Origin of the sequence: Pelosinus sp. sgz500959, from assembly GCF_042610375.1 — a bacterium.
GTDB lineage: Bacteria > Bacillota > Negativicutes > DSM-13327 > DSM-13327 > CTSoil-075.
Map to the genome: position 1 here is coordinate 367505 of NZ_JBGJZL010000004.1, position 13836 is coordinate 381340.

Below are 13836 nucleotides of genomic sequence, written 5' to 3' on the forward strand. Positions count from 1 at the left end.
GTATATTGAAAATAAGCAATATGTGAAAAAAAGCAGTTAGGGGAGATCGCGAACTGCGCTGTAGAAAATGACATGGGACGGTGGAGCGTCTTCAGCTAAAATAATCAAGACGATCCATCGTCCCATGTCTACCCCGAAAGTCGAGTAGAACCTTACTTCTTCTTGGCCAGCTTATATCGAGATTCTGGTGCAAAAAATGAAGCAATGACATACTCTTTTCATTAGGCTGTGTTCGCATGATGTATTGATCCCTATTTTCATAGGCATAATAGTATAATATAATAGACGTACATATGTTCTTGGCATAAATTTGATATAAAGGATGGATAACATGAATCCAAAACTGCCACAATCTACTGATGCTGATTTCAACACAGCCACCAAACGTGCTATGCGTGTGCGTAGACTTTACCAACAACTCGAAGTAAAGAATCACAAGACTATATGGACTACCGAAGAAGACATGCTCGCTTTCGTTTCCGATGTTGGCATCCTCGCCCGTCTTGTCATGGCTTCTGAAGGCCGATGGGTACACGGAGGAGATGTTCATGCCGAACTTGGGAGTAAGATTGCGGAGTGTCAATGGTGGTTACTGGTACTATCTGACCGCCTCGGCATCAACATCACGGAGGAATTCACATCATTCATGGACAAACTCGATACCGAACTTTGATGTGTATTTTTTGCTCATAAGTGAATATTAGAAAAATCGTCCGTATATCGGGCGATTTTTATTTTCCTAATTGAGCAATACTATATGCTTAAAAGCTCCGAAATGTGTTTTCTGTAATTGGTGTCATAGTACACCAATAGAGGAATTGTTAAATAGTTACTAAAAGGTTACTATATAATAAAAAGGTGCCTACTTTACGAATAACCGTATATATCTTACAAGGGGACGGGGATATTGACATTCTTGTGTGTCAGCAACCCCGTCCCTTGTAAGATATATGTTGGGCGGGCTGATGGATTAGTATTCTGTCGTTTCTTTAATGCTGATAATGTACTAGGAACAATAATTAAAAACCTGCCTTTGTGGTAATAACCACAAAAGCAGGTTCATGACGTTGACAGTCTTTATTTTATTAGTCGTTTCAATTCTTCATAAAAATTCTCGCGAGTACCAGCAAGTAAAACCACGACTTTTTTACCGTCAATCTCGAAAATGGAATAGGCAATTTCATAATTGGTTTTATTGTAGTAAATATCATAGCCATAAATACCAGAGAGGTCACCACGTTTGGCCTGACCAATATATGGATCAATCTGTATAGAGAGGATAGCATCCTTGAATTTTAAGCGTAATTGCTTATTTTTAAGTTTTTTTAAATAACGTTCACTAGCGGGGCTGAATAAGATTTCATACATTTTTATTGATCCTCGCCAAATACATCATCAAAAGTGGCGGCTGGACTTTCACCAGCAGCAATACGCTCAGCTTCTGCAGTCATGTTACCGATGGCAGTTCGTATGTTCTTGGTCTCGGCCTCAAACTGACGTACAAGCTCATCGCCAGAGACTCCCTTGGCGACAAGATCTTTTAGAATTTCGACAGAGAAATCATCATAAGTATTATGAAATGGGCGAATAACGATGGTATTATCCTTAACAAAGCATTCGACTTCTGTTTCAAGACCAAGTTGCTTAAAAAACTTAAGTGGGATAGTAATTTGACGTTTTTGAGAAACACTAATAATTTTTCTATCCATATGACCACGCTCCATAATTTTAGCGAGCATAATAAGCATCTCCTTTGTAATATATGCAAATAAAGAACGAAATATCCTTGAAATAATTATAACAAAGAAACAAAGAAAACTCAAATGGTTTATAGTTGAGGGTAATATTCCGTCTTTCTTCCTTACAGTTTCCTTGTTTCTATAAAGAATGATATACTATATTTATCGGCTAAATCCAAAGATGAGGGAATGACAGGGGGCGGTGGATCGTCTTCAGCCCAAATAGCCAAGATGATGACATGACTGATTTTATTAGAAGTAAGGCTGTTGAATATGAAAAAAGAGATAAATGCCGTACTTACATATATTTTGATGAAGAATAACTTCAGGAAACAGGAAAATTAAAAATTGTTGGTTATTTCTCTATTGCTATGAAAACGATGAAGGTTATATTGATATAATATGTCATGGGGATGAAATTATCGCTTTTCAAGTGCTCAAAAAGTCCCGTCCCCGTGACATCTAATTTGGAATGTGCTATGCTAGCTTAGAGGTGGTTTTTATGAAGAAGTTAATAAAAGTAGTGGGTGCAATCATTGAAAATGAAAATAATGAAATTCTCTGTGCACTTCGATCTTCCCAGATGTTGCTGCCTAATTTATGGGAGTTTCCAGGGGGGAAAGTAGAAGAGAATGAAGAGTTAGCAACTGCCATCGTACGTGAGATCGATGAAGAATTGAAATGTACAATTCAAGCTAATGAGGTATTTCATGATCATACCCATGAATATGAAAATATAAAGGTAAACCTGATTACTATAAAGTGCAAGCTTATTGCTGGTACCCCTATAGCAACAGAACATGCAAAATTAATTTGGCTTAGCAAAGAAAATTTAAGATCATTACAATGGGCACCTGCTGATATACCTGCAGTAGAACAGCTTATAAACGAAAAAGTATAGTTTTCTCTCAATGAGATGACTATACTTTTCTTTTTATATGGATTTTGGTTCCAGTATGGACTACAGGTTGCGAGTGGTTAGATATTCATAGATGGAATCTTCTACAGGCTGATTCATTCGTAATCTAATTTTAACGACAGAAACGGTTTTGCCATTGCCATCAGGCAGTGCAGTTTGTTCAAAACTTTCGTCAATAGGGGTTACATCTCCCATATAATAAAAATCATTACTTTCCCCATTACTCTTTTTAATAAATAATGGTAGTCTTAGCCCCTCTTTATAATTACGAATCGCCATAACATCAGGGCTATTTAAGGTTCGCTTAGATTTTGACATCCATTCAAACTCATATCGATCAATGAAGCCGTCATGGTATTTTGTCGTTTCTGATATAGTATCATCTTTGTGATAGTTAACAAAAATAGGACAGTTTGTTTTATCACTGCTTATAATATAGCCTCCGACATTTTGAGCAACAGGATTTTGTTTCCAGTTTAAGATTCTGAATACGTCTTTGCGAGAATACTTTTGGTATAATATAAAACCTTGTATATATTGCTCTCGGTTAAAAAAACTGTCATACATGGTTTCTGCATATTGAAGCATATCCGTTAAAAAATGGGTAAAAATCTCGCTTTTTAAGAGGTTTTTGACATCCTTTGATAAGGAAAAGGTATCATTTTCATAAGAAAGTATGTCCAAGTTATATTTCTCTTTTACACTAATCAGTTTCTTATTTTCCGTTTGAGTAATAAATTCAAAGTTGATATTACGGATACAGGACTGTATGGTCTCTTCTGAAACATGAGTGTCATATTTTTCGCGCACCATAGTTGTGCAAGCGACTTTGGTCAATTGGGTATGCTTTATCAATTCACGCAGGATAAGGATTTCTTCTACTCGTTTGGTATTGGCGATGTCGTTTGACAATAGCTCTAGTAATTTGATTGCTTTTATAGAGAGGCAATTTTGCAAGCTAGTTTCTTGATCCGCTACAAAATTAAAGTAAGACTTAGCATAATTAGAATAAAGCTGTGGATCGCGTGAGCCATGGGTCAAAAAATCCATCATCATGGGAATTTTTCCAAGCTTACATTTTAGTAAATCATAATCTCTGACTAGATCTTTCTTTAATTGCATGTTTGCGCTGTCAATGGCTTTAAAAATTCTCTCTTGGGCAATTTCGTCAAAGTTTATTGTCGAAGCACCAGGAATTAAGTGACTACCGCTTACTAAAAGTTTTCGCAAGGTATCTTTATTATAAGAATGATTACCATATAATGCGACGGGAATAAGATAGTTATTGTTATAATTGCCAATAAAATCAATGACAGTTACATATTCTTTATAATCTGCTTTACGTAGGCCTCGCCCTAGTTGCTGAACAAAAACAATTGCTGATTGGGTTGGTCTCAGCATGATGATTTGATTCACTTTAGGCATATCGATACCTTCGTTTAAAATATTAACGGAAAAAATATAATCTAATTTACTCTCTATATGATTGCTTTCTAAACGGGCAAAAGCATCTGCTCGTTCGGTTTCGCTGCTTTTACTGCAAAGAGAGACAGCTTTATAGCCTCTATGAGTAAAGGCTGTAGCGAGTGCATTGCTTTCTTCGACAGAACTACAAAAAACTAGCCCGCGAACTTGACCGTTATCGCAACCGTAGAATCTAGCCTTTTCAATGATATTATCTATCCGTTCATAAGACACCAATGATTGAAATGAGGTTTGGTCATCTAATAATTTTCCGTCAACTGTTATGTCTGTTACGCCAAAATAGTGAAAGTTGCACAGCATTTGTTCTTCTAACGCTCTATGCAAGCGAATTTCATAGGCAATATTATAGTCAAATTCTTTAAAAATATCAAAGTCATCCATACGCTCCGGTGTAGCAGTCATGCCTAATAAAAAAGTAGGTTTAAAATAATTTAATATTTTTTGATAGGTAGCCGCTCCAGCACGATGTGTTTCATCAATGACAATATAATCAAAATGATGTTCATTAAACTGGTGAAGATTATAATCAAGAGATAGGGTTTGTATAGTGCAAAATAGAAAATCAGCATTCATTTCTTTTGTATTTCCAGTATAAAGGCCCATCGTTTTATTGTTTCCAAATACTCTGCGGTAGCTTTTTAGGGCTGCTTTTGCTATGGTCTCTCGGTGAACAATAAACAAAAATTTTTGTGGATTTACTTTTTGTACATCAAAAGCAGATAAATAGGTCTTACCCGTACCAGTAGCAGAAATTAATAAAGCTTTATTTTTGCCTTCAAAACGCAATCTTTTTAAATTTTTTAATGCTTCGACTTGCATTTTATTAGGTTCTAATATTGCAAGAGCATCTTCGAATTGGCTTTTTTTATAGGCATAACTAAGTTGTGCTGTATAGACTTTTTCATACTGCGCTATAAAAAAAGGTGTCACTGGATAGGCTTGTTGGAATTCGTGATGAAACTCCTTTAGTGTGTTATTAATTAATGTTCCTTTATTCGTAGATGATACCAGGAGATTCCATTCTTTATTGATACATAAAGCATTGGCGGTAAGATTACTACTTCCAATTATGAGATCATAACCTGGGCCTTTTTTAAATAAATAACCTTTGGCGTGAAAGTTTTCTTTTGTTACTATTCGTAATTCAATATTTTCAAATTTCAATAAAGCTCTGAGGGCTTCTGGCTGAGTGAAATTTTGATATTGTGAGACTAATATTTTACCTTTTATGTTTTTAGTTTGTAATTCTTTTAATAAGTTGATGAATACAGCAACACCACTTTTGGTTACAAAGGCAACGGAAAACCAAAACTCATCACAGCTTCTTAATTCTTTATCTATGGTTGTCAAAATGGTTTTTCCATTTTTCTTATCATTTACTAGTAGTTGAGGTATATATTCTTGTTTGGAGGGATGTAAGCTGTCAACAAAGCCCGTTATCAAGCTTTGTGGTAGTTCGGCGTAAAATAAATCGGTTTTGAACCCAGCACCGTGCAAAGAAAGTCCTCCTTAGTATTGGTGATTTTAGAATATATACCTTAAATTGGCTATTATAAGAAAGATTCCTTCATAAATATCACTATTTTATCAAAGCGTGGTACTTTATCAGGTATTTTAGGAATTTTTGTCCTTAAGCGAGACTAAGGGAGTAGTTCTATTGATGTAAAAAAAGGGAACAGGTAGTATATTTCAAAAGATTAGCTGTAAGTTTTTCTGATTATGCGGAAAGGTAAATAGTAATGCCAATTTAGGTGGCTTCTAATAATTTGAATAAGATTTTACATTAACGAAGTAATTTGGACAAATTAAGTAAACAAGAAGGGATTATTTAGTTCTGGCAGAATTAGTTTAAGGAATATTAAAATAGAATAGTCTTTTTGTTGCTGTATAGAAGTGGCGTAGAATATATCATTAAAGAATGATTCAGCATGTTCAATTTGCAAAATTATCTGAAAGTTATGTTTGATGCTGTCTATTATAAAAAGCCCTTCAATCAATTAGTCGTATTAATATAATCGTGGGATGGTGAGTTGCACTATGGATTTACTAAGATGCTTGGCGAAGAGAATAGCGAGGCTGATTATTGCGGCAGTGCTGCTGACCACGGCATGGTTTTCGTACACATATGCGGCGGAACCAGTGCCGACAAAAAAGGTGCTTATCTTGTATTCCCAGGGTCAAAACTATCCAACACAAGATTTGTTTATGCAAGGATTAGAAGAAGCAATGGTGGAGCATGCAGGCTACAAAATTGAGTATTCGTATGAATATATGGAAATGGCCAAGTATGCTACCAAGATACAATATACCGATGAGCTAGCAAAGTGGTTGAAGGAAAAATACCAGGGTAACCAGCCGGATTTGATATTGGCCCACAGCAATCCAGCGATCAAATTTTTACTGAACCACAAAAATCAGGTCTTCCCCAGTGTTCCCGCAGTATTAGCCATGGATGCTTCCGAAGGAGGGACAGTAGGCGATTTACCTGAGAATTATTTTGCAATGGTGGGTACCTATGACATGGGAAAGGCAATTGATACCATCCTGCAGACAAGAACGAATAGTAAGAAAATCTATGTTGTGACAGGTGATTTTTTCGTCGATCGGTATGAAACTGAATTGTTCGTTGAAGCGTCAAAACCTTTCTCTAATCGGATTGAGTTTATCTATTTAAATAAGTTGCCATATGCTCAGATGCTAGAGAGTATCAGAAATATCGATAAGGATTCAGTAGTTTTTTTCATCACGTTTTTCCAAGATGTTGATGGAAAAACGTTTATACCAGCCGAAGTCATCCAGCAGGTGTGCCAGGCGGCCCGTGTTCCTGTTTATGGGGCTCTTTCGACCTATATGGGCCGCGGAACGGTAGGAGGTTATATGTCAAGCTCGAAAGAGTTGGGAAAAAAAACGGCCGAAACGGGAATTGATATTCTAGGCGGGAATCTTACTATCCATCCTAAAGTGGAGCATTTTCAGGCAACAAATTACATCTTTGACTGGCGAGAAGTAAAGCGGTGGGGGATTGACGAAGCGAGCCTGCCAGTTAATAGCAGGATTGAATACAGGTTGGCGGGTATTTGGGAAACTCACCGATGGCAGATCATCGGTGGTATTGTGCTGATTGTATTACAGGGTATCTTCATTCTTCAGCTCCTCGTTAATCGACGCAGACGCCGGAAAGCGGAAAAGGAAATACTCCATCTTAACTCCGAGCTGTCCATCAGCTTATGCCAGCAGGAAGAACTCAATGCAACCTTAGAAGAGGAGATCATGGAACGGCATGCGTCCCAAGAGACACTTAGCAACTTGAATTGCGAACTGACGGATATGAATGCGGCACTAGAAGAGGAAGTTATGGAGAGGCAGTTGGCGGAGCAATCTCTACTAAAAGCTAAAGAAGAGGCTGAACGGGCTACTGTTGCAAAAAGCAATTTTCTTGCTAATATGTCACATGAGATCAGGACACCTATGAATGGAATTATTGGGATGACAGACATAACATTAATGACCGATTTGCAAGAAAAACAACGAGAATACCTGAATGTTGTAAAATCATCAACCATGGCGCTACTACGCGTGTTAAATGACATTCTAGACTACTCAAAAATTGAAGCGGGTAAAGTTGAGTTGGAACAAGCGATGTTTGATGTCTGGGAAACAACGAGTGAGGTTGTAGAGTTATTTAATATTGCAGCCAAACAAAAGGGCTTATGTATTAAATTAAGCATTAGCAAGGAAATACCACATCGTATCATTGGTGATTCCGTTCGATTACGTCAAGTACTTTCTAATTTAGTAGGTAACGGAGTTAAATTTACATCCCACGGCGAAATCGTGATTGGTATTGACTTTGAGAAAAGCTATAATGATAAAGTGAGATTAAAGTTTGTGGTAACAGATACTGGAATTGGAATTGCGAATGATAATCTTGATAGGTTATTTAAAAGATTCAGTCAAATCGATGATTCTTATACGAAACAATTCGGTGGAACGGGACTTGGACTTGCGATTTCCCAAAAACTAATTGAACTCATGAATGGAGAAATTGGCGTAGAAAGTAAAGAAGGGGTAGGAAGTCGTTTCTTTTTTACAGCTGAATTTGGACTTTGCAATAATATGAAAAAAAGTGAGAACAAGAGTGCTCATCGTGAACTTGTCCAGTATGAAAATTCGCGAAATAAGACAGTGTTACTTGCTGAAGATGATGTTGTAAGTAGGAATATGGTGGAAATCATTTTAGAGAAGAATGGTTTTCAGGTTATTGCCGTAGAGAATGGTAAAGACGTGATTGCTGCCTTTGAAAAACAAAGATTTGATATGATATTAATGGATATTAACATGCCTTATTGGGATGGTTACTCTACGACGGCTATTATCAGGGAAAAAGAGAAAAATAGAGATTTCCGCACGCCAATTTTAGCAATGACTGCATACGCATTAAAGGGTGACAAAGAAAAATGTTTAACTGCAGGTATGGATGATTATATTTCAAAACCAATTGAGCTAGAGAATCTTATTCAATTAATTAATAAATGGATAATAAAGTAGATCAGTATAGCATCATTTTGGTATTGTTCTCTTGGCATTACTGCCATTGCCTAAGCTTTTCACTTAGGAACGTGACGCACAATATGTTCGCTCAGACTTCGGGGGCTGTTGACAAAAGGGTAGTCGAGAAAGATCTCGGCTACCCTTTTGTCAACAGCCCCTTCGGTTTGAGCGATTTTTCATTGGTGGTGTCACACAGTCTTTTTCAGACCTAAACGTTTGAGCTTGCGCCAAAGAGTAGAACGACTTATGCCAAGTAGTTTTGCAGCTTCATTATATTGTCTAACATTTTTGGGTCACTTCAAGTAGCGTTGAACCGCGTTTTCAAGCATTGTTATCGTCTTTATAGCGAGATGTCCCTGCAACATTCAAAAAAATAGGATCGATCCTTGCAGAATGTGAGATTGAGCCCTCCTTTTTTGTATTCTGAAGGGCGGTTTGTCGATTGCTGATTCTTATTGCAGGTAAATGTTGTGTAGATGCTGTCAATTATTGAAAGGATTTCCAATGTATAAAGAGAATAGAGAACACTTATGTATACTATTTTTTTCGCCAGAATAAAGATAGAACATTGAAATCGAGGCAGATGAGGATTTACTAAACTTAAAAAATTCCTATGAACGTGACGGTCTCGCTAATCCTGCTTTTTCTTCCATTATTACGGAATTCCTGTCCCTTGCCAAAGAAAAGACTGTAGAAATGAAACCGGGCAATTTAAATAAAGTCGTCGCTTATCTGTTTCCGCTGCTCCAAGCTGACGCATTTCATAAAGGCCATAAATTGAATATGGATATTCGTGATATACCAGACTGTCATTTTGATGAGAAATAGTATCTTGTTGTCGCGCTGCGGGCCAATGAAGGTCATTTGGAGGAAACGATATGGAAATCTTACGTGGAATTTTTAGAAAAAACATTGCAGCAGATTTATCTGCAGAGCAACAGTCAACAGGGAATAGCAGATTTGCACTGGTGCCACCTATATCTCATTGGTGGCCTATTGTTTTACTTGTGGTCTGCCTAATTAGCGGCCTCTGGTTTTTTGTTTGGTATCAGATCAATAATGAGTACACTAGGTCAATTGAAAAAGCTTCACGAGATACAATGAATTTAACCAAAGCTTTCGAGGAATACGTACGTCGAATTGTTGTAGAAGCGGATAAAGATTTGCTCAGTATCAAAAAGACTTATGAACGATACGGGATCGCTAGTCCTCTTCTTGCGGAATATGTAGCGGATGCGGCAACCGATCCAGTACGATATCAGCAAGTTGCAGTCATCAATGAACACGGAATCGCGGTAATATCCTTCATTGAAAAAGGCATTGGGTCGAACGTTGCGGACCGTGAATATTACCAAGTCCACAAAGATCTTGACACCCAAGAAATATATATCGGCAAGCCGATGTTTGGCAGGAATCTCGGGGGATATACAATTCCCGTGAGTCGTCGCATCAACAAGCCGGATGGATCTTTTGGAGGCGTTGTTGTCCTAGGGCTACGAATAAAGTATTTTGGTGATTATTACAACATGATCGACCTTGGCTCGGACAGTACGATTTCACTGATTGGCAAGGATGGAATCGTTCGAGCCCGTCAGAGTAACGGCGAAGTAAGTTTCAATCAGGATATAAGAGAGAGTAACCTTTGGAAATACGCCGTATCTAGTCCCTATGGGACAATATTAGGAAATAATTACTTGGATAAGAGCGCTCGTTTAGCCAGTTACCGCGTCATGCAAGATTATCCCCTTATAGTCACGGTAGGAGTATCTACCCAAATGGCCTTAGGCAATTTTTCAGAGCGTAAGCAAGGATACATTCTTGGAGCTTTACTGACCAGCTTATTTATCTTGGTCATTTTTGGTTTGCTAGTTGACCGGGTGGCTAAGCAACGTGCAATGAATCAAAATTTGGAAGATAAAGTGCATGAATTGCAGATGGCAGGTATAAAGCTGAATGAGCAGGGAAAAGCAATAAAAAGACGCATGTCTGACTATCAAACGTTAATAGAAAACTGTCCTGACTCTATTACTCGATTTAATAGAAACTGTGAGTCTTTATATATGAATCCAGAATCAGAAAGACGCATTGAGAGGCCAATGGCTTTCTTTGTAGGTAAGAATATAAGAGACTGGGGCCTGCCGCAGAATGTCTGGCAGGAATGGGAATCGTCAATAAATTATGTTTATAATACAGGTAAAAAACTGGACATGGAAATGGAGTATGGAGAAGATAAAACAAATACTAAATATGTTAGAATTATCTGGGTCCCAGAATTAGATGAAAAAGGTCAGGTCAAAACAGTTTTGGGAATTTCTCGCGATAATACAGAACAAAAACAAGCACAAGAACGTTTTATGCAAGCATTCAATATAAATCCTCATCTTATGATGATCATATCGCTACAGGATGATACTTACATCGATATTAATAATTCTTTTCTAAAAGCTTTTGGACTCACACGAGAGGAAGTTGTTGGTCAGTCGGTTGATCTCATAAATATTTGGGATGACCCGAGTGAACGAAAAACAGTTGAAAAAGAGTTGCTTAATCACGGTAGCATAAGTAATTATGAAATTAAGTATCGTGATAATAATATAATGCGTTCAGGGCTACTTTCTAGTGAAGTCATCATGTTAAATAATAGGCCGTGCAATTTACATATAATAACAGACATTACTGACAAGAAACAGTTAGAATCGGAGTTGGCACGTTTTGATCGACTCAATTTGATTGGAGAAATGGCAGCTAGCATCGGACACGAGGTCCGTAATCCCATGACCACGGTGCGGGGGTATTTGCAGTGGTTTAATCAAAAAGATGCTTTCGTAGAATATCGAGAATCTTTTGCGATTATGATTGACGAATTGGACCGAGCAAATTCAATCATCACCGATTTTTTGTCGCTAGCTAAAGATAAGAAAGTTGATCTGGTCTTAACCGATCTGAATAAGATAATCCTAAATGTTTTTCCTTTATTGCAGGCCGATGCCTTTAGGCGGGGGAACAATATTGAACTAGAACTACAAGACACTCTTGAAATATTTGCGGACGAAAAAGAGATGCGACAATGTATTCTGAATCTGGTAGGAAACGGACTAGACTCCATGTCGGATGGTGGTCAGGTGACTATCAGTACCGCACGTATAGGAAACCAGGTTGTAATGACGGTGAGAGATCAAGGCCAGGGAATGACACCTGAGGTCAAAGCTAATTTGTGGACTCCATTTTTTACGACGAAGGAGCATGGCACGGGGTTAGGCTTGCCTGTATGTTTTCAAATTGCTCAGCGACATGATGCGACCATTGAAGTGGAAACCGGTCCGGATGGGACGGAATTTCATTTTATTTTTAACCAGAAAAAAATGGATAGTTAAATAATCTTTTCTTTTAGTTCCATGAAATTCTCCGTTCAATTTGACATTCAATGTATAATAGATTTATTTTATCATGCTTATGGGATTTGTAAGGGTGATGATTATGAAGAAATTCTATTGAACTAATTTTATTAAAGGTTATGAGGATTAATATTGCAAGTTATATCAAGTTTTTGATGATAGAGGATGATATAATATTTTATGTAGGCAGGGAGGGATAATAATTGTCAGTAGAAACGATAGAAAATATGATTAAGTGGATTGAAGATAATATAACTGTTAACCCAACACTTGCTGAAATGTCCAATTATGTTGGGTATTCTCCATTCTATTGTTCGACTAAGTTCCATGAAAATATTGGAATTACTTTTAAACAATATATATCAAAACGTAAATTAAGTCTTGCTTCGATAGAAGTTAAAAATACGCAAATGAGGTTTTTGGATATAGCAATAAAATATGGATTTTCATCTCAAGAAGCATTTACGAGAGCTTTTGTGGATGCATATGGATGTACTCCTTATCAATATCGAAAACGGTTAACTACGATTCAATTATATATGAAGCCTGAGATACTCCCAGTGCCGGATGAATCTTTCACTCCCTAAAATATACTTTAACAATGGAGGGATAGTAAGATGCTCAATAAATTGGGAAGAAATGATCTGTGTTGGTGTGGTAGTCAAATAAAATATAAAAAGTGCCATGCAGAATTCGATGGTAAAATCGAATTTTATAAAATGCAAGGGCATACAGTTCCGCCTAGAAATATTATTAAAATGCCGGAACAAATAGTAGGAATACGTGAAAGCGGAAAAATAAATATTGTAGTTTTAGACTGTATTGCAAAATATATTCGAGCAGGATTGACAACAGAGGATATAAATCAGCTTGTTTATCAAAAAACAATAGAATTAGGCGGTATACCGGCACAGCTTGGATATAATGGATTTCCCAAAAGTGTATGCACTTCTGTTAACGAACAGGTGTGTCATGGAATACCCTCGGAAAATGTGGTATTACGTAACGGGGATATTATCAATGTGGATGTTTCAACGATTTACAAGGGATACTTCTCGGATTCTTCAAGAATGTTCTCTATTGGAGATATAGGCGAAGGAAAGAAGAAACTGGTTCGTGTTGCTAAGGAATGCATCGAGTATGGGTTAAAACAAGTAAAACCTTGGGGTTTTCTTGGAGATATGGGGCAAGCAGTGCATGAGCATGCTATAAAAAATGGATATTCTGTTGTAAAAAATATTGGTGGGCATGGAATTGGTTTGGATTTTCATGAAGACCCATGGGTAAGCTTTGTTTCAAAGAAAAAAACTGAAATGTTGATGGTGCCAGGCATGATATTTACCATAGAGCCGATGGTTAATATGGGTACAGACGAAATATTATTAGATAAACAAAATGGTTGGACTACTTATACCAAAGACGGCAAGCCGTCGGCGCAATGGGAGATTATGGTGCTGGTAACAGATGAGGGTCATGAAGTATTGGCATATTGACTTGATTGTTTAGATTGCGCCGGAACCTGTGAATAGACTGTATAATAAAATACAAGAAGTCAGATGCAGATCTTATTTACATCCGTTTTAAATAGCATAAAAACAGTATAAGGGCACACAAAATTTTGAGGGAAAGATTCCTCTGTTTTTGTGGGCCCTTTTTATTTCTAATTACATTATGCGGAATTTAGAAATTTGTAAAAGAAAGAACAGAACTGTCGCCAGTGATAAATTTATATCGCTAATGCGATAGC

The 13836-nt window shown here is 37.2% G+C and carries 9 protein-coding genes and 1 pseudogene; 6 read left to right on the plus strand and 4 right to left on the minus strand.

Annotated features, from left to right (window positions below; genetic code table 11):
- The first annotated feature begins 331 nt into the window (after positions 1 to 331).
- A complete protein-coding gene (locus ACAN52_RS08745; RefSeq protein WP_378954299.1) occupies positions 332 to 673 on the plus strand; it encodes a hypothetical protein in 342 nt (113 codons plus the stop codon).
- A 404-nt stretch (positions 674 to 1077) separates the two neighbouring features.
- On the opposite strand, the gene ACAN52_RS08750 is transcribed toward ACAN52_RS08745, so the two are convergent.
- Together ACAN52_RS08750 and ACAN52_RS08755 are read right to left on the minus strand one after the other, a co-directional pair.
- Entirely contained in the window at positions 1078 to 1368 is a 291-nt protein-coding gene (locus ACAN52_RS08750; protein WP_378954301.1) for a type II toxin-antitoxin system RelE/ParE family toxin, read from the minus strand.
- Between the two features lie 2 nt (positions 1369 to 1370).
- Entirely contained in the window at positions 1371 to 1739 is a 369-nt protein-coding gene (locus ACAN52_RS08755) for an AbrB/MazE/SpoVT family DNA-binding domain-containing protein (RefSeq protein WP_378954302.1), read from the minus strand.
- A gap of 502 nt (positions 1740 to 2241) precedes the next feature.
- Between ACAN52_RS08755 and ACAN52_RS08760 the strand changes: the two genes are divergently transcribed.
- Positions 2242 to 2640 (plus strand): (deoxy)nucleoside triphosphate pyrophosphohydrolase, encoded by a 399-nt coding sequence (locus ACAN52_RS08760; protein WP_378954303.1) that lies wholly within the window; start codon positions 2242 to 2244, stop codon positions 2638 to 2640.
- 60 nt (positions 2641 to 2700) lie between these two features.
- On the opposite strand, the gene ACAN52_RS08765 is transcribed toward ACAN52_RS08760, so the two are convergent.
- Positions 2701 to 5640: a DUF3427 domain-containing protein gene (locus ACAN52_RS08765; RefSeq protein ID WP_378954304.1), complete on the minus strand. Its 2940-nt coding sequence runs from the start codon at positions 5638 to 5640 to the stop codon at positions 2701 to 2703.
- A 540-nt stretch (positions 5641 to 6180) separates the two neighbouring features.
- Here ACAN52_RS08765 and ACAN52_RS08770 point away from each other — a divergent pair.
- A complete protein-coding gene (locus ACAN52_RS08770) occupies positions 6181 to 8691 on the plus strand; it encodes an ATP-binding protein (protein ID WP_378954305.1) in 2511 nt (836 codons plus the stop codon).
- Positions 8692 to 8882: 191 nt separating this feature from the next.
- Here the strand turns inward: ACAN52_RS08770 and ACAN52_RS08775 are convergent.
- Positions 8883 to 8960: pseudogene (locus ACAN52_RS08775) on the minus strand (helix-turn-helix domain-containing protein); the annotation flags it as partial.
- 612 nt (positions 8961 to 9572) lie between these two features.
- Here ACAN52_RS08775 and ACAN52_RS08780 point away from each other — a divergent pair.
- The 3 genes from ACAN52_RS08780 (at position 9573) to ACAN52_RS08790 (ending at position 13582) form a co-directional block, all read left to right on the plus strand.
- Complete coding sequence (locus tag ACAN52_RS08780) at positions 9573 to 12068, plus strand: ATP-binding protein (RefSeq protein WP_378954306.1); 2496 nt, start codon at positions 9573 to 9575, stop codon at positions 12066 to 12068.
- 224 nt (positions 12069 to 12292) lie between these two features.
- Positions 12293 to 12676: a helix-turn-helix transcriptional regulator gene (locus tag ACAN52_RS08785; protein ID WP_378954307.1), complete on the plus strand. Its 384-nt coding sequence runs from the start codon at positions 12293 to 12295 to the stop codon at positions 12674 to 12676.
- A gap of 30 nt (positions 12677 to 12706) precedes the next feature.
- Positions 12707 to 13582 (plus strand): methionyl aminopeptidase, encoded by an 876-nt coding sequence (locus ACAN52_RS08790; protein ID WP_378954308.1) that lies wholly within the window; start codon positions 12707 to 12709, stop codon positions 13580 to 13582.
- The last annotated feature ends 254 nt before the right edge of the window (positions 13583 to 13836 follow it).

What these genes read in the sequence shown, in the direction of transcription:
- ACAN52_RS08790 (WP_378954308.1), top strand. Translation starts at nt 12,707, where the DNA reads ATGCTCAATAAATTGGGAAGAAATGATCTGTGTTGGTGTGGTAGTCAA.
- ACAN52_RS08780 (WP_378954306.1), top strand. Translation starts at nt 9,573, where the DNA reads ATGGAAATCTTACGTGGAATTTTTAGAAAAAACATTGCAGCAGATTTA.
- ACAN52_RS08755 (WP_378954302.1), bottom strand. Translation starts at nt 1,739, where the DNA reads ATGCTCGCTAAAATTATGGAGCGTGGTCATATGGATAGAAAAATTATT.
- ACAN52_RS08750 (WP_378954301.1), bottom strand. Translation starts at nt 1,368, where the DNA reads ATGTATGAAATCTTATTCAGCCCCGCTAGTGAACGTTATTTAAAAAAA.
- ACAN52_RS08770 (WP_378954305.1), top strand. Translation starts at nt 6,181, where the DNA reads ATGGATTTACTAAGATGCTTGGCGAAGAGAATAGCGAGGCTGATTATT.
- ACAN52_RS08745 (WP_378954299.1), top strand. Translation starts at nt 332, where the DNA reads ATGAATCCAAAACTGCCACAATCTACTGATGCTGATTTCAACACAGCC.
- ACAN52_RS08760 (WP_378954303.1), top strand. Translation starts at nt 2,242, where the DNA reads ATGAAGAAGTTAATAAAAGTAGTGGGTGCAATCATTGAAAATGAAAAT.